At 70.4% G+C, this 20,687-nt stretch carries 17 protein-coding genes and 1 rRNA gene; 3 read left to right on the top strand and 15 right to left on the bottom strand.

The genetic code is table 11. The features are described 5' to 3' along the window. From HWD93_RS09555 to otsA, 14 genes are all read right to left on the bottom strand, one after another. Positions 1–259 (bottom strand): 16S ribosomal RNA (locus tag HWD93_RS09555); the annotation flags it as partial. Between the two features lie 498 nt (positions 260–757). Next, positions 758–1,528 carry a fumarylacetoacetate hydrolase family protein gene (locus HWD93_RS09550; protein ID WP_070418535.1) on the bottom strand — a complete coding sequence of 257 codons (771 nt, stop codon included), beginning with the start codon at positions 1,526–1,528 and terminating at the stop codon, positions 758–760. Positions 1,529–1,558: 30 nt separating this feature from the next. Further along, positions 1,559–2,668 (bottom strand): branched-chain amino acid aminotransferase, encoded by a 1,110-nt coding sequence (locus tag HWD93_RS09545; protein WP_092386564.1) that lies wholly within the window; start codon positions 2,666–2,668, stop codon positions 1,559–1,561. A gap of 15 nt (positions 2,669–2,683) precedes the next feature. Continuing rightward, entirely contained in the window at positions 2,684–3,751 is a 1,068-nt protein-coding gene (locus HWD93_RS09540) for a 3-isopropylmalate dehydrogenase (protein ID WP_070419523.1), read from the bottom strand. A 13-nt stretch (positions 3,752–3,764) separates the two neighbouring features. Next, positions 3,765–5,354 carry a phosphoglycerate dehydrogenase gene (gene serA, locus HWD93_RS09535; RefSeq protein WP_071294936.1) on the bottom strand — a complete coding sequence of 530 codons (1,590 nt, stop codon included), beginning with the start codon at positions 5,352–5,354 and terminating at the stop codon, positions 3,765–3,767. A gap of 156 nt (positions 5,355–5,510) precedes the next feature. Beyond that, entirely contained in the window at positions 5,511–5,891 is a 381-nt protein-coding gene (locus HWD93_RS09530) for a hypothetical protein (RefSeq protein WP_070418532.1), read from the bottom strand. Beyond that, complete coding sequence (locus HWD93_RS09525; protein ID WP_070418531.1) at positions 5,888–6,328, bottom strand: hypothetical protein; 441 nt, start codon at positions 6,326–6,328, stop codon at positions 5,888–5,890. The genes HWD93_RS09530 and HWD93_RS09525 overlap by 4 nt, the downstream gene beginning before the upstream one ends. A gap of 61 nt (positions 6,329–6,389) precedes the next feature. After that, positions 6,390–7,580, bottom strand: coding sequence for a mannitol-1-phosphate 5-dehydrogenase (locus tag HWD93_RS09520; RefSeq protein WP_070418530.1), 1,191 nt, complete (start codon positions 7,578–7,580; stop codon positions 6,390–6,392). A 209-nt stretch (positions 7,581–7,789) separates the two neighbouring features. Further along, positions 7,790–8,815 (bottom strand): ketol-acid reductoisomerase, encoded by a 1,026-nt coding sequence (gene ilvC / locus HWD93_RS09515; protein WP_070418529.1) that lies wholly within the window; start codon positions 8,813–8,815, stop codon positions 7,790–7,792. Between the two features lie 117 nt (positions 8,816–8,932). Then, on the bottom strand, positions 8,933–9,433 hold the full coding sequence (gene ilvN / locus HWD93_RS09510) for an acetolactate synthase small subunit (RefSeq protein WP_022907763.1): 501 nt from the start codon (positions 9,431–9,433) through the stop codon (positions 8,933–8,935). Next, positions 9,430–11,253 carry an acetolactate synthase large subunit gene (locus tag HWD93_RS09505; RefSeq protein WP_070418528.1) on the bottom strand — a complete coding sequence of 608 codons (1,824 nt, stop codon included), beginning with the start codon at positions 11,251–11,253 and terminating at the stop codon, positions 9,430–9,432. Before HWD93_RS09505 ends, ilvN begins: the two co-directional genes overlap by 4 nt. A gap of 46 nt (positions 11,254–11,299) precedes the next feature. Next, positions 11,300–12,994 carry a dihydroxy-acid dehydratase gene (gene ilvD / locus HWD93_RS09500; RefSeq protein WP_070418527.1) on the bottom strand — a complete coding sequence of 565 codons (1,695 nt, stop codon included), beginning with the start codon at positions 12,992–12,994 and terminating at the stop codon, positions 11,300–11,302. Between the two features lie 107 nt (positions 12,995–13,101). Then, positions 13,102–13,884: a trehalose-phosphatase gene (gene otsB / locus HWD93_RS09495; protein ID WP_071303818.1), complete on the bottom strand. Its 783-nt coding sequence runs from the start codon at positions 13,882–13,884 to the stop codon at positions 13,102–13,104. Next, positions 13,877–15,469, bottom strand: coding sequence for an alpha,alpha-trehalose-phosphate synthase (UDP-forming) (gene otsA / locus HWD93_RS09490; RefSeq protein ID WP_070418525.1), 1,593 nt, complete (start codon positions 15,467–15,469; stop codon positions 13,877–13,879). Before otsA ends, otsB begins: the two co-directional genes overlap by 8 nt. Positions 15,470–15,585: 116 nt before the next feature. Between otsA and HWD93_RS09485 the strand changes: the two genes are divergently transcribed. Continuing rightward, positions 15,586–18,195: a hypothetical protein gene (locus HWD93_RS09485; RefSeq protein ID WP_261646675.1), complete on the top strand. Its 2,610-nt coding sequence runs from the start codon at positions 15,586–15,588 to the stop codon at positions 18,193–18,195. Between the two features lie 67 nt (positions 18,196–18,262). Continuing rightward, on the top strand, positions 18,263–19,234 hold the full coding sequence (locus tag HWD93_RS09480) for a magnesium transporter CorA family protein (protein ID WP_070418523.1): 972 nt from the start codon (positions 18,263–18,265) through the stop codon (positions 19,232–19,234). On the opposite strand, the gene HWD93_RS09475 is transcribed toward HWD93_RS09480, so the two are convergent. Further along, positions 19,231–20,382, bottom strand: a complete 1,152-nt coding sequence (locus HWD93_RS09475; RefSeq protein ID WP_071294932.1) for an SLC13 family permease — start codon at positions 20,380–20,382, stop codon at positions 19,231–19,233. The genes HWD93_RS09480 and HWD93_RS09475 overlap by 4 nt on opposite strands. A gap of 93 nt (positions 20,383–20,475) precedes the next feature. Between HWD93_RS09475 and HWD93_RS09470 the strand changes: the two genes are divergently transcribed. Then, the gene (locus HWD93_RS09470; protein ID WP_071294931.1) at positions 20,476–20,667 is read left to right on the top strand and encodes a hypothetical protein; all 192 of its coding nucleotides are present in this window, start codon (positions 20,476–20,478) and stop codon (positions 20,665–20,667) included. Positions 20,668–20,687 lie beyond the last annotated feature (20 nt).

The following is a 20,687-nucleotide window of genomic DNA, read 5'->3' as shown; positions in this document are numbered from 1 at the left end:
TACCTCACCAACAAGCTGATAGGCCGCGAGTCCATCCCCAACCAAAAAATCTTTCCACCACCAGACCATGCGGCCGGTGATCATATCCAGTATTAGACGTCGTTTCCAACGCTTATCCCAGAGTCAGGGGCAGGTTACTCACGTGTTACTCACCCGTTCGCCACTAATCCACCCAGCAAGCTGGGCATCATCGTTCGACTTGCATGTGTTAAGCACGCCGCCAGCGTTCGTCCTGAGCCAGGATCAAACTCTCCGTAAAAAATTACAACCAACACCCGAAAGCGTCAGCGAGTTGATTCTGACTGTTGACTGTCTACTGACAATCTTCAATCCAAAAGGAATTGTCTCCGAACCCACCAGCAAGCTGATGAGTCACGGGGTCAATAAATTGGCATTGACAATGTGCACGCTGTTGAGTTCTCAAGGACCAGACGCACTCCCCACTCGTCCCGTGGAACACGAGCGTCGTCAGAGAGGCATTTCGTCTCACCCCGAACAGACCACTTCGAGAGTGGATCGTCATCGGGATTCGTTGCCTGAGCGGGACCCCGTCCGGACTGCATCTCCGGGGCGTTCGCTCCGGTGACCGTCTCGGCCGTTCCGTTCTCCGCCTCAGCGGCAACGAGTGATTACTCTACACATGCCCCGGGGGCCCCGCCAACCGTCCCGCACCCCGGGCGTGTCGCAGGGGCTGATCCGCGCGGAGACGCGGAACGGCCCGCCCCCACGGTGGGAGCGGGCCGTTCGGTGACGCATGTCAGTGCTTGGCGATGACCGGGTTCTTGAGTGTGCCGATCCCCTCGATCGTCACCTCGACGACCTCGCCGTCGCGGATCTCGCCGACGCCGGCAGGGGTGCCGGTCAGGATGACGTCGCCAGGGAGGAGCGTCCAGATCGACGAGACGAACTCGATGAGGGACGGGATGTCGTGCACCATCTCACTCGTCGAGCCCACCTGGCGCAGGTCGCCGTCCACGCGGGTCTCGATGCGGATGTCCGACGGGTCGATCTCGGTCTCGATCGCCGGCCCGAGCGGGCAGAAGGTGTCGAAGCCCTTGGACCGAGTCCACTGGCCGTCGCGCGCCTGCAGGTCACGGGCGGTCACGTCGTTGGCGATCGTGTAGCCGAGGATCACGCTCGCGAAGTCCTCGCGCGTGACGTTCTTCGCGAGCGACCCGATCACGATGGCGAGCTCGCCCTCGTGGTCGACGCGTCCGACCCCGGCGGGGAGACGGATCGGGTCCTCGGGGCCGATCACCGACGTGTTGGGCTTGAGGAACACCACCGGGTCGTCCCCGGAGCGCTCGTCCATCTCGGACGCGTGCTCGGCGTAGTTGAGCCCCACGCCGATCACCTTCGACCGCGGGATGACGGGGGCGAGGAGCTTGGCGTCCGCCAGGGGCACCCGCTCCCCCGTGGTCTCGAACCCCTGGTACATCGGGTCACCCGCCAGCACGACCAGGTCGCGCTCGTCGAGGATGCCGTACCGGGGGTCTTCGCCCTTGCTGCTGAACCGTGCGATCTTCACCGTTGGAGCCTATCGACGTGTGGTGTGCGTTCAGGCCGGGTCGGTCAGGCGCGTCATCCACCCGTGCGGGTCGGGACGGCGGCCGTACTGGATGTCGGTGAGTTCGTCGCGCAGGGACATCGTCAGCTCGCCGGCCCCGACGGTCGGCGACCCGATCGTGAAGCCCTCGCCGCGGAGTTCCGCGATCGGGGTCACGACGGCGGCGGTCCCGCACGCGAAGGCCTCGGTGATGGAGCCGTCCTCGACGCCGTCACGCCACTCGTCGAGGGTCACCCGACGGCGTTCGACGCGCAGCCCGCGGTCCTCCGCCAGCTGCAGGATCGAGTCGCGCGTGATGCCCTCGAGGATGGAGTCGGAGTCCGGCGTGACGAGCGTGCCGTCCGCCTTCACCAGCACGACGTTCATGCCCCCGAGTTCCTCGAGGTACTTGCCCTCGACCGAGTCGAGGAACATGACCTGCTGGCAGCCGTGCTCGTAGGCCTCTTGCTGGGGCAGGAGCGACGAGGCGTAGTTGCCGCCGGTCTTCGCCGCACCCGTGCCGCCCTTGCCGGCCCGCGCGTAGTTCGTGGACAGCCAGATCGACACCGGCTTCGGTCCGGAGGTGAAGTACGCCCCCGCCGGGCTCGCGATGCAGTGGTACGCCACCGCCTGTGCCGCACGCACCCCCAGGAACGACTCGGTCGCGATCATGAACGGCCGCAGGTACAGGCTCGTCTCGGCCGCCGAGGGCACCCAGTCGACGTCGGTCCGGACCAGCTCGCGGATGGAGTCCACGAAGGTCTCCACCGGCAGCTCCGGCAGCGCGAGCCGCCGCGCGGACCGCTGGAAGCGCTTGGCGTTGGCGTCCGGGCGGAACGTCCAGACCGAGCCGTCGGCGTGCCGGTAGGCCTTCAGCCCCTCGAAGATCTCCTGCGCGTAGTGCAGGACGCTCGCGCTGGGGTCGAGGCTGATCGGCCCGTACGGGTGGACCGAGGCATCGTGCCACCCGGCGTCCAGCGTCCACTGCACGGTGGCCATGTGGTCCGTGAAGTGCTTGCCGAAGCCCGGGTCGGCGAGGATCTCCTCGCGCTCGGCGGCGGCACGGCGCTCGGGTGAGGGGGTGGTGGCGAACGCGAGTCCGAAGTCGGTGTCGGTGCTCATACGGGGAGACTCCTGTCAGGCGGTGGTGGTGCGTGCCGTGGCCGCGGCGGCGATGGCGTCGCCGATCTCGGCCGTGCGACGCTGCGAGGTGCCCCGGTCGGCGAGGTCGGCCTCGACCGCCCGCGTGACCGCCGCCGCGAGGTCGCTGCGACCGATGTGGTCGAGCAGCAGTGCGACGGACAGGATGGCGGCCGTGGGATCGGCCTTCTGCTGACCCGCGATGTCCGGCGCGGAGCCGTGGACCGGCTCGAACATGCTGGGGAAGGTGCCGTCCGGGTTGATGTTGCCCGAGGCCGCCAGACCGATGCCGCCGCTGATCGCGCCGGCCAGGTCGGTGATGATGTCCCCGAAGAGGTTGTCGGTGACGATGACGTCGAACCTAGCAGGTTCGCGCACCATGTGGATGGTGACGGCGTCGACGTGCTGGTAGTCCACCGTGACGTCCGGGTACTCCTGCCCGACGGCCGCGACGGTGCGCTGCCAGAGGGCTCCGGCGTGCACCAGGACGTTGCTCTTGTGCACGAGCGTGAGGTGCTTGCGCGGCCGCCGGTCCGCCAGCTCGAACGCGTACCGGACGACGCGCTCGACGCCGTACGCGGTGTTCAACGAGACCTCGGTCGCGATCTCCTGCGGGGTCCCGACGCGGATGGCGCCGCCGTTGCCGACGTACGGTCCCTCGGTCCCCTCGCGGACGACCACGAAGTCGACATCACCGGGGGACGTCAGCGGCGTCGTCACCGACGGGTAGACGACGGTCGGGCGCAGGTTCACGTAGTGGTCGAAGGCGAACCGCAGCTTCAGCAGCAGCCCGCGCTCGATGATCCCGCCCGCGAGCCGGGGGTCGCGGGGGTCGCCACCGACCGCGCCGAGCAGGATCGCGTCGTGGGTGGCGATGGCGGACATGTCGTCCTCGGTGAGGATGTCACCGGTCTCGAGGAACCGGTCGGCACCGAGGGAGAACGGGGTCTCCTCCACCACGAGGTCGTCCGGCAGCACCGCGTGCAGGACCTTCAGCGCCTCGTCGACCACCTCGGGTCCGATGCCGTCCCCGCGGATCACCGCGAGCTTCACCGTCTGCGTCATGTCCGCCACTCCCCTACAGCGTGATGTCGATCTCGCGGAGCGAGGCCGCGTCGATCGTGGACCGGACGTGCTCGAGGATCTCGGCCGGGACCGGCGAGTCGACGGTGAGGACGCTGAGCGCCTGGCCGCCGGCGGCTTCCCGCGAGATCTGCATCGCCGCGATGTTGATGCCGGCGTCGCCGAACTCCTTGCCGTAGACCGCGACGATGCCGGGCCGGTCGGTGTACTCCATCACCACGTGGTGCTCGGCGAGGGCGACCTCGACGTCGTGACCGTTGATCTCGACGAGCTTCGCGACCTGCTTCGGGCCGGTGAGCGTGCCGGACACGCTGATCGCCGGGCCGTCTGACTGGGCCCCGCGGATCGTGAGCACGTTCCGGTACTCGGGGCTGTCCGAGTCGGTGATGAGCCGCACGGTGACCCCGCGCTGCTCGGCGATCAACGGTGCGTTCACGTAGGACACCTGGTCGCTGACGACGTCGGTGAAGACGCCCTTGAGCGCAGCGAGCTTCAGCACGCTGACGTCGAACTCGGCGAGCTCGCCGTGCACCTCGACGTCGATGCTGGTGACGGGCGACGTGGCGAGGCCGGTGAAAACCTGACCGAGCTTCTCGACGAGCGGGATGCCGGGGCGCACGTACGGGTCGATGACGCCACCGGCGACGTTGACCGCGTCGGGGACGAGTTCGCCGCCGAGGGCGAGCCGCACGGACTTGGCGACCGAGACGCCCGCCTTCTCCTGCGCTTCGTCCGTCGAGGCACCGAGGTGCGGCGTGACGACGACGTTCGGGAGCGCGACGAGCGGCGAGTCCTTCGGGGGCTCGGACACGAAGACGTCGAGACCGGCGCCGGCGATCGTGTTCGAGGTGAGCGCACGGTGCAGCGCGTCCTCGTCGATCAGTCCGCCACGGGCGACGTTCACGACGAACGCGGTCGGCTTCATGAGCGCGAACTGGTCGTCCGAGATCATGCCGACCGTCTCCGGCGTCTTCGGCATGTGGATCGTGGTGAAGTCGGCGCGCTTGAGCAGGTCCTCGAGCGAGACGAGCTCGACCCCGAGCTGCTGGGCACGGGCCGTGGTGACGTACGGGTCGTACGCGATCACCTGGACGCCGAACGCCTGCAGGCGCTGGGTGATGAGCGCACCGATGCGGCCGAGGCCGATGATGCCGACGGTCTTCTCGTACAGCTCGACACCGGTGTACGCGGAGCGCTTCCAGGTGCCGGCCGCGAGCGACGCGTGCGCGGCCGGGATGTGGCGCGCGAGCGACAGGATGTGGCCGACCGTGAGCTCGGCGGCGGAGATGATGTTCGACGTCGGCGCGTTGACGACCATCACCCCGGCGGTGGTGGCCGCCTTGATGTCGACGTTGTCGAGGCCGACACCGGCACGGGCGACGACCTTGAGGTTCGGGGCCGCGGCGATCGCCTCGGCGTCGACCTTGGTGGCGGAGCGCACCAGGATGGCGTGCGCGTCGGCGAGGGAGGCCAGGAGGGCGGGGCGGTCGGTACCGTCCACGTTCCGGATCTCGAAGTCGGGCCCGAGGGCGTCGACTGTGGCGGGCGAGAGTTCTTCGGCGATCAGGACGACCGGCTTCGGCACAGCTGCAGTTTCCTCACACGAGACGGGCGGTATCCCACCATCGTATCGACGTGCGCACGTGGTTACGACCGCAGGGGCGGTCCGGTGGGCGACCACACGACGGACGGGAGGCGCGGTGCCAGCCGGCACCGCGCCTCCTGGCCGTCGGACGGACCGTCAGAAATCCAGCAGCCGCGGCACGAAGAGCTGCAGATCGAGCCACAGCGCGCCGGCGGCGGCGAACGCGAGGACGAAGACGCCGATCGTCACCGCGAGCCGCGCGCGACGGCTCACCCACAGCGCGACGACGAACGCGATCGGCGCGATCGCGATGTCCAGGACGAGCCACACCCACGGGGTGCTGCGGGCCAGCGAGTCGCCGCCGGACGTCGTACCGAGGAACGCGTTGAACGCGCGGACGGACTGCGAGACGGTCACGAGGTTGCCGACGCTCTGCACGGTCATGTACGCGAACAGCAGGGCGAACACGAGCCAGACGACGACCTTGCCGACGAACGCCCGGGACGACCGGCGGACGGTCGGCGTCGCGGCGGTCACCCGAAGCTCCGCGTCATGAGGAACGGCCACGGGAAGAGGACGAGGGCGCCGAGCAGCATCCACAGCAGCCGGCTCCGCGTGCGCTGTCCACGGCCGGCCCAGAGCACGACGGTGAACCACAGCGCGGGTGCGACGATCGACAGGAACCGGAGGACCTCGACGAAGACGGTCAGCACGGTGTCGACGTCCGAGACGTACGAGGTCGAGGCCGTGAGCAGCCAGGCCACCGTGTAGAGCAGGTACAGGCCACCGAAGACGCCGAACCCGATGAGCGCGCCGGAGGTCTCGGGGGCCTCGGGGTCACGGCCGGAGCGTTCCTTGACGGTGACCGGGTTGTGCGCCGCGTCGACGTGGGTCGCGTCGTCGGCGTCGCCCCAGCTGAGGGCGTCGTCGTCGTGGTCGACCGAGCCGTCGGGCGGGGATGCTGCCGTGGTCATGCCTCGATTCTACGAGGCGTGCCGCTCCGGCTCGACCACGGACGACCGGTGCGGCCGCCGGTCAGACGTCGGCGGGCTGGGTCTCGAGGACCTCGGCGACGACCTCGCGCACCGCGGGGAACAGCGGGTGGCTCTCCATCAGGCCGGTGAGGATCTCGGTGAGGGCGTGTGCCGTCGCACCCGAGCGGAGCAGCGCGTGCAGCTCGATCGACTCGGGGTCGTTCTCGTCGTCGAAGTCGAGCGCGACGCGCACGGCGCCGAGCAGGTGGTCGACGGGGAGCCCGCGTTCGGCGAGCTGCGCGGCCGGGCCGACGAAGCGCTCGCGGCGGCCGAGCTTCCGGAGCGGGTTGCGTCCGACGCGGACGGTCGTGTCCGGGAGGTGCGGGTTCGCGATGCGGGAGAGGTTCGCGGCGACGTAGCGCGCGTGCTCCTCCGGGTCGAAGCCGTGCTTGGCGACGAGGAGCGCGGTGGTCTCGGCGAGGACGCCGTCGACCTCGGCGCGGACGGCCTCGTCCTCGAGGGCCTCGCGGATGAGGCGGATGCCCCGGACGTAGCCGTGGTAGGCGGCCGTCGCGTGCGCGGTGTTCACCGTGTAGAGCTTGCGCTCGACGAACGGCTGCAGGTCGTCGACCCAGGTCACGCCGTCGATCGCGGGCGGCTCGGCGTCGGAGTCGGCGAAGGGCGTGCGCTCGATGACCCACTCGTAGAACGGCTCGAGCACGACGTCGAGGCCGCCGGACTGGCCGAGCACCCCGGACTGGTCGGGGACGATGCGGTCGATGGCGCAGTTCGCGAAGACGGCGGCGATGTCGCGGTCCTCGAGGATGGGGGCACGACGGATGCTGGCGTGCAGGGAGTCCGTCGCGTTGAAGGCGTTCTCGCACGCCACGATCGTGACGTCGCCACGGTCGAGCGGCCGGGCCGCCAGCCCCTCGGCGATGACGGGGGCGACGAGCGGGAGGGTGCGGGCGCCGACCGCGGTCGTGACGACGTCGGCCTCGGCGATGGCCCGGACGACCTGCTCGCGGTCGGTCTTGCTGCTGAGTGCCGTGAACCCGTAGACGAGGTGCTCGACCGGCATCTCGCCGACCTCGTGCACGACGAACCGGCCGGCTTCGTTCAGTGCCGAGACGACGCGGTCGTCGACGTCCACGAAGGTGAGCTCGTAGCCGCTCGCGACCAGGAACTGCCCCACGAACCCGCGTCCGATCTTGCCGGCGCCGATGTGGACCGCTCGCTTCGTCACCGCCATCCGACGATCCTCCCATGCTGGACGACGACCTGAGGACCGCCCATGTCCGGGCCGGACGACGGTCGTCGCGAAACGTCCCCGGGAACGCCGAGGGGACGCCGGTGGGCGGCGTCGGGGCTGGTGGTGAAGTGCTGCATAACGTTCGGGTCACATCGCGAGGCGGCGGTGCGGGTGCACCGCCGCCTCGTCGTCGAGTGGTGTTGCGAAGACTACCGCGCGGCGGAACCGTCCACGTAGTCGGCGTCGTTCGACTTCCACGCGAAGAGGGCGCGCAGCTCGCGACCGGTCGCCTCGATCGGGTGGCCCTCGCCCTTGGCGCGGAGTGCCTTGAACTCCGGCGCGCCGGCGTCCTGGTCGTCGATGAAGCGCTTCGCGAAGGCACCGTTCTGGATGTCCGCGAGGACGGCCTTCATGTTCTCCTTGACCTCGGGCGAGATCACGCGCGGGCCGGAGACGTAGTCACCGAACTCGGCCGTGTCGGAGATCGACCAGCGCTGCTTCGTGAGGCCGCCCTCCCAGATGAGGTCGACGATGAGCTTGAGCTCGTGCAGGACCTCGAAGTAGGCGATCTGCGGCTGGTAGCCGGCCTCGACCAGGGTCTCGAAGCCGTACTGGATGAGCTGCGAGGTGCCACCGCACAGGACGGCCTGCTCGCCGAACAGGTCGGTCTCGGTCTCCTCGGTGAAGGTCGTCTTGATGCCGCCGGAGCGGAGGCCGCCGATGGCCTTCGAGTACGACCACGCGAGGTCCCAGGCGGAGCCGGACGCGTCGACCTCGACGGCGACGATCACGGGGACGCCACGGCCGGCCTCGTACTCGCGGCGCACGGTGTGCCCCGGGCCCTTGGGGGCGACGAGCGACACGTCGACGCCCTCCGGCGCCTGGATGTAGCCGAAGCGGATGTTGAAGCCGTGGCCGAAGACGAGCGTGGCGCCCGGCTTGAGGTTGGGCTCGATGTCGTCCTTGTAGACGATGCGCTGGACCTGGTCCGGCGCGAGGATGACGACGACGTCCGCCCAGGCCGTGGCGTCGGCCGGGGTGAGGACCTCGAAGCCGGCTTCTTCCGCCTTCTGGCGGCTCTTCGAGCCCTCCTGCAGGCCGATCTTGACCTCGACGCCGCTGTCGCGGAGGTTGAGGGCGTGGGCGTGGCCCTGCGAGCCGTACCCGATGACGGCGACCTTCTTGCCCTGGATGAGCGTCAGGTCGGCGTCGGCGTCGTACACGATGTCAGTCACGGTGGTGGTTCTCCTGTGGTCGGTTCGGGAAGCGTTGGTTGCGGTGAGTCGGGAGGAGACGGCCTGGAGGCGCGGTGCGGGTGGCGACCCGCGCCTCCAGTCCGTCACGGGTCGCGGTCAGCGCACCCGGTCGGTGATGCTCTTGGGCCCACGGCCCATGCCGAGGAGGCCCGCACGGGCGAGCTCCTTGATGCCGTAGGGCTCGAGCACGCGGAGGATCGCCTGGATCTTGCCGGGGTCGCCGGTCACCTCGACGATGAGCGAGTCGTTCGCGACGTCGACGACCTGCGCACGGAACAGGTTCACTGCCTCGAGCACGGCCGAGCGCGTCTGGTTGTCCACCCGCACCTTCACGAGCATGTGCTCGCGCTGGACGGACTGGGAGAAGTCCAGCTCGACGATCTTGATGACGTTGACCAGCTTGTTGAGCTGCTTCGTCACCTGCTCGAGCGGGAGGTCCTCGACGTCGACGACGACCGTGATCCGGCTGAGGCCGTCGACCTCGGTGTTGCCGACCGCGAGGGACTCGATGTTGAACCCACGGCGCGCGAACAGCCCGGCGACGCGGGTCAGCAGACCCGGCTTGTCCTCGACGAGGAGGGAGAGGACGTGGCTCATGCGGTTTCCCCCGTCATGTCGGCGTCCTCGTCGTCCCAGGTGGGGGCGAGGGCCTGGGCGTACTCGATGGACGAGTTGCTGACTCCCTGCGGGACCATCGGCCAGACCATCGAGTCGCGGCTCACGACGAAGTCGATCACCACGGGGCGGTCGTTGGTCTCGAGGGCGAGCTGGATGGCGGCGTCGACCTCGTCCGCCTTCTCGACGCGGATGCCGAGGGCACCGTACGCGTCCGCCAGCTTCACGAAGTCGGGCACGCGGCGCGAGTCGTGGCCGGTCTCGAGGTCGGTGAACGAGTGGCGGCCGTCGTAGAACAGCGTCTGCCACTGCCGCACCATGCCGAGCGACGAGTTGTTGATGATCGCGACCTTGATCGGGATGTCGTTGATGACGCAGGTCGCGAGCTCCTGGTTGGTCATCTGGAAGCAGCCGTCGCCGTCGATCGCCCAGACCACGCGGTCCGGCTCGGCGACCTTCGCACCCATCGCGGCGGGGACGGAGTAGCCCATCGTGCCCGCGCCGCCGGAGTTCAGCCAGGCGTTCGGACGCTCGTACTTGATGAACTGCGCCGACCACATCTGGTGCTGCCCGACGCCGGAGGCGTAGATCGCCTCGGGGCCGCTCAGCTCGCCGATGCGCTTGATGATGGCCTGCGGCGCGAGCAGTCCGTCCGTCGGCTCCGCGTAGCCGAGCGGGAAGTCGACCTTGAGCTGCTCGAGCTTCGCCCACCACTCGGCGGTGCTCGCACGCTGGTCGGTCGGGATGCCGCCCCACGCGTCGAGCAGGTCGACCAGGACCTCTTTCGCGTCGCCCACGATCGGGACGTCGGCGAAGCGGATCTTCGAGATCTCGGCCGGGTCGATGTCGACGTGCACGACCTTGGCGTTCGGCGCGAACTCGTCGGCCTTGCCGGTCACGCGGTCGTCGAAGCGGGCGCCGAGCGCGATGATGAGGTCGCTGTCCTGCAGGCCGAGCACCGCCGGGACGGTGCCGTGCATGCCGGGCATGCCGAGGTGCTGCGGGTGCGAGTCGGGGAAGGCGCCCCGTGCCATCAGCGTCGTGACCACCGGCGCACCGGTGGCCTCGGCGAAGCGGAGCAGCTCGGCGGTCGCCCGGGAGCGGATCACGCCGCCGCCGACGTAGAGCACCGGGCGCTCGGACTCGGCGAGGAGCTGCGCGGCCGCGGTGATCTGCTTGCCGTGCGCCTTGGTGACCGGACGGTAGCCGGGCAGGTCGATCTTCGGCGGCCAGACGTACGGCGCCGACTTCTGCTGGGCGTCCTTCGTGATGTCGACCAGCACGGGGCCGGGGCGTCCGGTCGTCGCGATGAGGTGCGCCGCGGCGAGGGTCGCCGGCACGTCGGCCGGGTCGGTCACGAGGAACGAGTGCTTCGTGATCGGCATCGTGATGCCGACGATGTCCGCTTCTTGGAAGGCGTCCGTCCCCATCAGGGTCGAGAAGACCTGGCCGGTGATCGCGATGAACGGCACCGAGTCCATGTAGGCGTCGGCGATCGCGGTGACGAGGTTCGTCGCGCCGGGGCCCGAGGTCGCGATGGCGACGCCGACCTTGCCGGACGCCGAGGCGTAGCCCTCGGCGGCGTGGCCGGCGCCCTGCTCGTGGCGGACGAGGACGTGGCGGATCGTCTGCGACGCCATGAGCTCGTCGTAGAACGGGATGATCGCACCGCCCGGCAGGCCGAAGACGTCGGTGATCCCGAGGTGCTCGAGCGTCCGGAGGACGGCTCCCGAGCCGGTCAGGATCTCCGGCGTCCGGCGTGCACCGGCGGCCGCGGACAGCGGAGTGGCTTCCGTGGGCATGAGGTGTTCCTTGCCTGGAGTGATGGCGATGGTGCGTGTGTCGACGCTAGCCCGTGACCGCGCCCTTGGCGGCGGACTGGACGAGCTTCGCGAACTTCGCGAGGACTCCGCGGGTGTAGCGCGGGGGCAGCGGGGCCCAGCCTTCTCGGCGGGCTTCCAGCTCGGCTTCGTCGACCAGTAGGTCGAGCGAGCGAGCCGCGATGTCGACACGGATGCGGTCGCCATCGCGCACGAATGCGACTGGACCTGCGTCCACCGCTTCCGGTGCGATGTGGCCGATGCACAGGCCGGTTGTGCCGCCTGAGAATCGTCCGTCCGTCAACAGTAGTACATCCTTGCCGAGTCCAGCGCCCTTGATGGCCGCCGTGATGGCGAGCATCTCGCGCATGCCCGGGCCGCCCTTGGGACCCTCGTACCGGATGACGACGACGTCGCCCTTCTGGATCTTCCCCTCGGTGAGGGCGTCCATGGCGGCGCGCTCGCGGTCGAACACCCGCGCGGGGCCCTCGAAGACCTCGGCGTCGAAGCCGGCCGTCTTCACCACGGCGCCCTCCGGCGCGAAGGAGCCCTGCAGGATCGTCAGGCCACCGGTGGCGTGGATCGGGTTGTCGAGCGTCCGGAACACCTCGCCGTCGAGCTCCGGCGGGTCGATCTCGGCCAGGTTCTCGGCGAGGGTCTTGCCGGTGACGGTCATGACGTCGCCGTGCAGCAGGCCGGCGTCGAGCAGCGCCTTCATGATCACCGGGATGCCGCCGTTGCGGTCCACGTCGACCATGACGTACTTGCCGAACGGCTTCATGTCGGCGAGGTGCGGGACCTTCGAGCCGATGCGGTTGAAGTCGTCGAGGGAGAGCTCGACCTCGGCCTCGTGCGCGATCGCGAGGAGGTGGAGGACGACGTTCGTGGAGCCTCCGAGTGCCATGGCGACGGCGATGGCGTTCTCGAACGCCTCCTTCGTGAGGATCTGGCGGGCGGTGAGGCCCAGGCGGAGCATGTTGACCACGGCCTCGCCGGAGCGGTGCGCGTAGTAGTCACGACGACGGTCGGCGCTGGGCGGCGCTGCCGAGCCGGGGAGCGACATGCCGAGGGCCTCGGCGACCGACGCCATGGTGTTCGCGGTGTACATGCCGCCGCAGGCGCCCTCGCCCGGGACGATCGCACACTCGATCTTCTTGAGTTCCTCTTCCGACATGGTGCCGGCCTTGCACGCGCCGACGCCCTCGAAGGAGTCGATGATCGTGACCTCCTTGAAGGAGCCGTCGGCCTGCTTCACGTAGCCCGGCATGACCGAGCCCGCGTAGAGGAAGACGCTCGCGAGGTCCAGGCGCGCGGCCGCCATGAGCATGCCTGGCAGGGACTTGTCGCACCCGGCGAGCAGGACGGTGCCGTCCAGTCGCTCGGCGTTCACGACGGTCTCGACGCTGTCGGCGATGACCTCACGCGAGACGAGGGAGAAGTGCATGCCCTCGTGGCCCATCGAGATGCCGTCGGAGACGGAGATGGTGCCGAACTGGAGCGGGTACCCGCCGCCGGAGTGGACGCCCTCCTTCGCCCCCTGCGCGAGGCGGTCGAGGGAGAGGTTGCACGGGGTGATCTCGTTCCACGAGGAGGCGATGCCGATCTGCGGCTTCTCCCAGTCCTCGTCCCCCATCCCGACGGCACGCAGCATGCCACGCGAGGTGGTTGCTTCGATCCCGTCGGTGACGACCCGGCTGCGCGGCTTGACGTCGATATCAGGCATGGGGTGAGTCTAGGCGCAGTTGGGATACCAAGCCGACAACTCCATGCATCCGCATGGGTGACGGGCGGTCCAGGAGGCGCGGCGCGGGTCCGCCGGGTCGCTGCGGGTCAGCGCGTGGCGCGGATCCGGGCGAGCTGCTTCAGCACGTCGGTGAGCGCCGCGGGGTCGGCGACCCGGTAGCCGGCGAGCGTGTCGCCCTCCCCCACCTTCACGCCGACGTCGCCGTCGCGGAGCACCCGGAAGGCGTCCTCGTCGGTGACGTCGTCGCCGGCGAAGAACACCGCGTCGGCGCCGTGCAGGTCGCGCAGCCTGGCGATCGCGTCACCCTTGGTGACGTGCCGGACGGCGAACTCGAGGATGTCCTTGCCCCCGCGTTCGAGGACGTCCGGGTCGGCCTCGTGCGCGGCGGCACTCGCGGCGGCGTTCGCCTCGGCCGCGACCTCGGCGCTCACCCGGCGGGTGTGCACGCCGTGGCCGGCCGGCTTGTGCTCGATGACCACGCCCGGGAACCGCTCCCCGACCGCGTCGAGCGCCGTGCCGATCCGGGCCACGCGGGCCTGCTCGTCGTCGGTGAGGGCCGCTTCGTCGTGCCCGTCGACGCGCCACTCGACGCCGTGCGACCCGACGAGGGCCATCTCGGCGGGGGCGTGCGTCACCGCGGCGAGGCTGTCCAGCGGACGCCCGGAGACCAGGACGACCTCGGTGTCCTTCGCCCGGTGCAGGGTGAGGACGGCCGCCCACGAGCCGGGCAGCGCGCCGACCTGCGAGGGGTCGTCGGCGAACGGCGCGAGCGTGCCGTCGAAGTCGAGGGCGACGATGAGTCGCGGCGCAGCCGCGAGCGTCTCGAGGGCCCGGTCGACGGCGGTCTGGTCGGTGGTCGTCTCAGGCATCACGCGCCTCCCGGGTGTCCTCGGCAGCACGCGCCGTCTGGGCGTCCTGGTCGAAGATCGACATGTTGTCCGTCTGTGCCTCGCGGTGCTGGTCCTTCGGGTCCGCCGCGGAGGGGTCGATCTGCGCGTTCTTCGGGGCGTGGCGGTCGAGCGCCTCGAGGAACGAGCGCGACCAGCGCGCCACGTCGTTGTCGCGGACGCGCTTGCGGAGGGCCCGCATGCGGGTCGAGCGTTCGCGTCGGGGCATCTCGATCGCGCGCTGGATCGAGTCCTTCAGCGCGCCGATGTCGTGCGGGTTGACGATGACGGCCTGCTTCAGTTCGTCGGCGGCACCGGCGAACTCGGACAGGATGAGGACGCCGTCGTTGTCGAACCGGGCCGCGACGTACTCCTTCGCGACGAGGTTCATGCCGTCGCGGAGGGCCGTGACGAGCATGATGTCGGCGGCGAGGTAGAGCGCCACCATCTCCTCGCGCGGGTAGCCGTGGTGCAGGTAGGCGATCGGCTGGTGTCCGATCACGCCGAGGTCGCCGTTGATGCGGCCGACCGTGAGCTCGATCTCGTCGCGGAGCGTGGCGTACGTGTCGACGCGCTCGCGGCTCGGGCTGGCGACCTGCACGAGGGTGGCGTCCTCGACCGCGATGCGGCCGTCCTCGACGAGTTCGCCGAAGGCCTTGATCCGGTGGCGGATGCCCTTCGTGTAGTCGAGGCGGTCGACACCGAGCAGCACGGTCTTCGGGTTGCCGAGGCTCGCGCGGATCTCTCGGGCGCGCTCCTGCACCTCGGGCCGGTGCGCGATCTCCTCGAAGCCGGCGGCGTCGATGGAGATCGGGAAGTGCCGGGCCTCGACGTGCCGCACCGTGATGCCCTTGCGGCTGCGCGGTGCGTCCGGGTCGTCGACGGGGACGTCGATCGTCTGCCCCTTGGTCGTGTAGCCCTTGATGTGCCGGACCGCCCGGAGGAAGTCGCTCGCGTCGTCGTGCCGCTGGAAGCCGATCACGTCCGCCCCGAGCAGGCCGTCGAGGATCTGTGCGCGCCACGGGAGCTGGGCGTAGATGCCGACGGGCGGGAACGGGATGTGGTTGAAGAAGCCGATCGTCAGGTCCGGGCGGAGCTCGCGGAGGAGCGCGGGGACGAGCTGCAGCTGGTAGTCCTGCACCCAGACGATGCCGTCCTGCTCGACGATCTCGGCGATCTGCTCGGCGAAGCGCTGGTTCACGCGCTTGTACGCGTTCCACCAATCGCGGTGGTAGCTCGGGTGCTCGATGACGTCGTGGTAGAGCGGCCAGAGGGTGTCGTTGCTGAACCCCTCGTAGTACTCCTCGACGTCGTCGTTGCTCAGCGGGACGGGCACGATGTGGATGCCCTCGTTGTCGAACGGGGCGACCTCGACGTCGGGCTGGCCGACCCAGCCGACCCAGGCACCGTCGTTCGCGCGCATCACCGGTTCGAGTGCGGTGACGAGGCCGCCGGGCGAGTGCCGCCAGCCCTCGTTGCCGTCCTCGTCGACGATGCGGTCGACCGGCAGGCGGTTCGAGGCGACGACGAAGGCGTAGCGGGTCTGTTCGGTGCGGGGTGCTGCCATGGGGTGCTGGGGTCTCCGTTCCGCCCGGCACGAACGCCGGGTTCGGTGCCGAAGTTACCAGCGTGCCGACAGCGGATTCACGGCGGATCGACGGCTTCCGGTACGCTGCGTCCATCGTGTCGGGGGGACACGCAGGTGACGCACGGGGTCGTCACCGCCCTCTCGACGAGAGAGGACCCAACCGTCGTGAGCGATCAGTCGCCCGTCCCGCCCGTTCCGCCCGGGCCCCCGTCAGCTGCGCCGGCCGCGACCCGCTCGGTCGCCTGCTCCGCGCCGTCCCCGGTCGCGACTGGGTCGCCGCCGTCGTCGCGGCCGTCGGCGGGTGGGTCGCGGCGTACATCGTCGCGGCGATCTCGCTGTTCCTGACGGTCGCCGTGGCCGCCGCCGGTTCCGGTCCGGTGTCCACGGGCTCGTCCTCGGGCCTCGGCACCGGCGGCTCCGACCTCGGGTCGGCCGGGGCACCCGACGTCCAGTCGCTCCTGTCGGGGGTGAGCGTGCTGCTGGGGTCCCCGGCGCAGCTCGTCGCCCTCGCGGACCTCGGGCGGCTGCACGGCTCCGGTTCGATCCTGCTGCTCGGTTCCGGGTCGGGGTCGGTCGGCGTCGTGCCCGTGCTGGTGCTCGCGGCGCAGGTCGTGCTCGCGGTCGTGCTCACGCGCCGCATCCGGAGCCGGGTCCTCGCGCTCCCGCAGCTCGTCGTCACGGCGGTCGTCGCAGGGCTCGTGACCACCGCGGTCACCACGCTCGCCGGCCTCGTGCTCGCCATCCGGTTCCCCGCCGTCTCCGGGGTGCAGATCGACCCCGTGCACGCCGTGGGGATCGGCAGCGTGCTCGGGTCGTTCGTGATCGGCACCCTCGCGGTGCTGCTCGCCCGTCCGTCGCTCCTCGTCGGCCGGAGCACCTCCGTCGCCCGGGCACTCGGTGCCCTGCGGGTCGCCGCGTGGCAGCTCGGCGGGCTCCTCGTCCTGCTCGCCCTCGTGCTCGTCGTCGTGGCGCTCGTCGCGCAGCCGTCGTGGGGCGCCGCCCTGCCGCTGCTGCTCGGCAACACGGCCGTCGCCCTGACCGCGCTCGGCTTCCTCGGCGGGGTCGGCACCTCCGGACTCGGTGCCGCCGGGAGCGACGCCTCGGTGTTCGCGGGCGCCGGTGGCTGGACCTGGCTCGTCGTCCTGCTCGTCGTCGTGAGCTCGTTCGCGGCCGGTCTGGCGCTCGCGGTGCGCCGGAACGACCGGGTCCGCACGACGCTCGACTGGGTCGCGACGCCCGTGGTCTGGTTCGTCGCCGGACTCGTGCTGTTCGTGCTCGGCACCGGCGTGGTGTCCTACCAGGTGACCGGTTCGAGTGCGGTCGGCGGGTCCGGCTCGGTCGGTGTGACCCCGTGGACGCCCGTCGTCTTCGCGCTCTGGGGCGGGGCCGTCGAGGTCGTCGCCCGGTACGTCGCACCCGTGCTGCTCCCCCGCCTCGGCGGCGGTGTGCTGCTGCGGACGGCGCGCGTGGTCGGGACCGACCCGGTGCCGGCTCGGCCGACCGTTCCGCTCGACGGGTCCGCCGGCGCTAGCGTGCCCAGGGCACCCGTCGCTCCCGCCACGGGGGCGACCGGCTCGGCGGCCGACGGTGCGGCTCCGGTGTGGGCGGTGCCCGACGATGCGGCGGCCCCGGCGGCCACGGCAGACCCGTCGCAGCCGGACCAGCCCGTCGAGCCCGGTGCGCCGGTCGGCCAGCCGCACCCGAGCCAGCCCTTCGTCGGCCAGGGCGCCCCCGCCCCCGCGCCGATGTCCCCGCGCGCGAAGAAGGTCCTCGTGCGCTCCCTCGTCGCGGGCGGCGCGGTCGTCGTGGTCGTCGTGGCGGGAGCGATCACCACGGGCGTGCTCCGCACCACCGTCTGGGGCCCCGGACCCACGGCCCGGTCGTACGTCGACGCGATCGCCCAGGGCGACGCGGACACCGCGGCGAGCCTGAGCGAGGTGACCGGCGACGCCTCGATGCTCGACTCCGCCGTGCTGCAGAGCGCGAAGGACCGTCCCACCGACGTCCGCGTCGGCCGGGTGTCGACCAGCGGGGACACCGCGTACGCGAACGTCACCTTCCGGCAGGGCGACGCGCAGCGCTCCGGCCAGATCGTCCTCGAGCGCACCGGCACGTCGTTCCTCGTGAAGGACGAGTGGCGCGTCACGGAGCCGCTCACGGACCGTGTGACCATCACGGCCGGAACGGTCCTCGAGGGCGCCGACGTGACGGTCGGCGGCAAGAAGGTGGGCGAGATCGAGAACGGCGCCTTCACGTCACTCGCCTACCCCGGCAGCTACCAGGTCGAGGTCGGCGGCACGGAGTACTTCACCGGCGGCACCGAGACGCTCCGCGTGGGCTCGTCGAGCTCGCCGTACGCCGACTTCGAGGCGAAGCCCACGAAGCAGCTCGAGACCGATGCCGAGCAGTACGTGTCGGACCTCATCGACGACTGCGCGGCGAAGACCGACATCAGCTACGCGGACGGCTGCCCCTGGTACGGCCCGTACGACGCGGACGGCGCGGTGCAGTACGACGTCCGGTCGAAGCCGGATCTCGAGGTGCAGTCCTCCGGGGGCGGACTCGTCGAGGTGACGAGCACCGCGGACGGCAGGATCGGGTACTCGTACACGGACTACTTCGGCGACGCGCAGAAGAGCGAGGACACGTTCGACGTGGACGTCTACCTGAAGGTCGAGGACGGGAAGCTCGTCTCGGCGTACTGAGAGCCCGTACCGCCTGCACGGCCGACCCTGGAGTCCCGGGGTCGGCCGTCTCACTAGGCTCGACCCCATGGTCATGACACGGGCGTGGCGGAACGGCACCGCGGCGGAACGGGACTTCCCGGTCGACCGGATCTCCGAGCTCATCGCCGAGGACGGCACCTTCGTGTGGGTCGACTACACCGACCCCGAGCCGTCCGACCTCGAGCACGTCGAGGCCGAGCTCGGCATCCACGCGCTCGCGGTCGAGGACGCCGTCGAGCGCGGCCAGCGCCCGAAGCTCGATCGGTACCGCGACAGCCTCTTCCTGGTCGTCTACGACGTGGGCGGCCTCGACCACGCCGGGGACCTCACCACGCACGAGGTGAAGGCCTTCGTGACCGAGCACGCCCTCGTCACGATCCACGGCAGCGACGTCGACACCGGGGCCATGGAGCGCCGGCTCGACGCGACCACGGACATCGCCGACCACGGCGTCCCGTGGTTGATGTGGGGCCTGCTCGACGCCGTCACGGACCACGCCACGAACACGGTCGAGGACATCGAGCGCCGGATCGACGCGCTCGAGGAGGACCTCTTCGAACACGGCACCCCGCGTGAGAAGCAGATCCAGCGGCGATCGTTCCGCCTCCGCAAGGCCCTGGGCGTCCTGCGCCGTCAGGTGGTCCCCACGCGGGACAGCGTCGCCTCGTTGCTGCACGGGGACGCCGAGACGATCTCGGACGGCATCCGCCCCTACTTCCGCGACGTCGAGGACCACCTCGTGTCGATCACCGACTCCGTCGACCAGCTCCGTGACGCGGTGTCGAGCGTCCTCGACACGAACCTCAACCTGGCGTCGAACCGGCAGAACACGGTCATGAAGAAGGTGACGAGCTGGGCGGCGATCATCGCGATCCCGACGGCGATCACGGGGTTCTTCGGCCAGAACCTGAAGTTCCCGGGAATGGGCGAGTGGAGCGGGCTCTACTTCTCCCTCGGGCTCATCATCGCCTCATCGCTGACGCTGTACCGGGTCTTCAAGGCGAAGGACTGGCTCTAGAGCCGCAGCGCGAGGACCCCGGCGACGACGGTGAGCGGTGCCACGATGCACCCGAGCGCCATGTACCGCCCCCACGACAGGTGGACGCCCTCGGACGACAGTCGTGCGTGCCACAGCAGCGTCGCGAGCGAGGCCCACGGCGTGATGAGGCAGCCGGCGTTCACCCCGACGAGGAGCGCCGCGTAGCGCAGGGCCTCGTGCCCGGCGGCCGGCTCGAGCACCAGGTAGGCGGGCAGGTTGTCGATCGCGTTCGCCGCCAGCGCGCCGGCGCCGCCGAGCACCAGGAGCGACCCCGTCCCGGTGCCACCGGAGAGCGCAGCCACGATCGGGTCGGTGATGCCGGTCGTGTGCAGCGTCTCGACGACCACGAACAACCCGGCCGCGAAGACGAGCGTCGACCACGGCACGCGCGACGGCTTGAGCTCCGACGGCGCCCGGAAGGCCGCGACGACCACCAGCACGACCGCCGCGGCGATCGCGGCGATCCACACCGTGACGCCGGCGGTCAGGGCGATCACCAGCGCGACGAGCACCGCCGACGCCGACCAGAAGAACACCGGGTCGGTCGCCGCCCGGACAGAGACCGGCGTGTACCGGCCGAAGAGCTTGCCGCGGAACACCACGAGGAGCACGGCGCACGGGACCACCACGCCGGCGAGGGCGGCCCACACCATGAGCCCGGCGAACGGGATCGGCCCGTCGAGCCCGATGCGGTCGACGGCGAGCAGGTTCGTCAGGTTCGACACCGGCAGCAGCAGCGACGCCGTGTTCGCGAGCCACACGGTCGTCAGCGCGAACGGCATCGGCGGCAATCCGACCCGCCGGGCGAGCGTGATGACGATCGGGGTGAGGAGCACGGCCGTGGTGTCGATCGACAGGAACACGGTGCAGAGGACCGCGAGCACGACCACGGCGCCCCAGAGCCCGATCGTCCGACCGCCCCCGACCCGTGCGGCGACGTCGGCGAGCCGGTCGAAGACCCCGGCGTCCGCCGCGAGTTCGGCGACGACGGTGAGTCCGAGCACGAAGGCCAGCACCGGGACGACCCGGTCGGCGAGCTCGGCGAGGTCGGACAGTGGGAGCAGCCCGAGGGCGACGCACACCGCGCCCACCACGAGCAGGACTCCCCCGATGACGGCCTGGCGCACGACGACTCCTCCACGAGTGCGCCGGGCAGGGCGTCCGGCGGCGCTCCAATGTACTGGCCGGTAGCGTTGACGGGACGACGACAGGAGGAACCCGTGCGGAAGTTCATGTTCAGCGGTGCGGTGTGGAGTTCGATCATCAGCGGCTACAGCGTGCTGCAGACCACGCGGCAGGGCCCGCGTGACTGGCGCCTCGCGCTGACGTGGGTGGCGTGGATCGCGACGACGCTCGTGGCGATCGGCACGGTCGTCGAGGACGACCGCGCCGTCAAGGCCAAGCAGCCGTAGACCGCGACGCGACCCGGTGA

This window comes from Curtobacterium sp. C2H10, assembly GCF_025407985.1.
Taxonomy (GTDB): Bacteria; Actinomycetota; Actinomycetes; order Actinomycetales; family Microbacteriaceae; genus Curtobacterium.
This window is presented reverse-complemented; position numbering and strand designations above follow the sequence as displayed.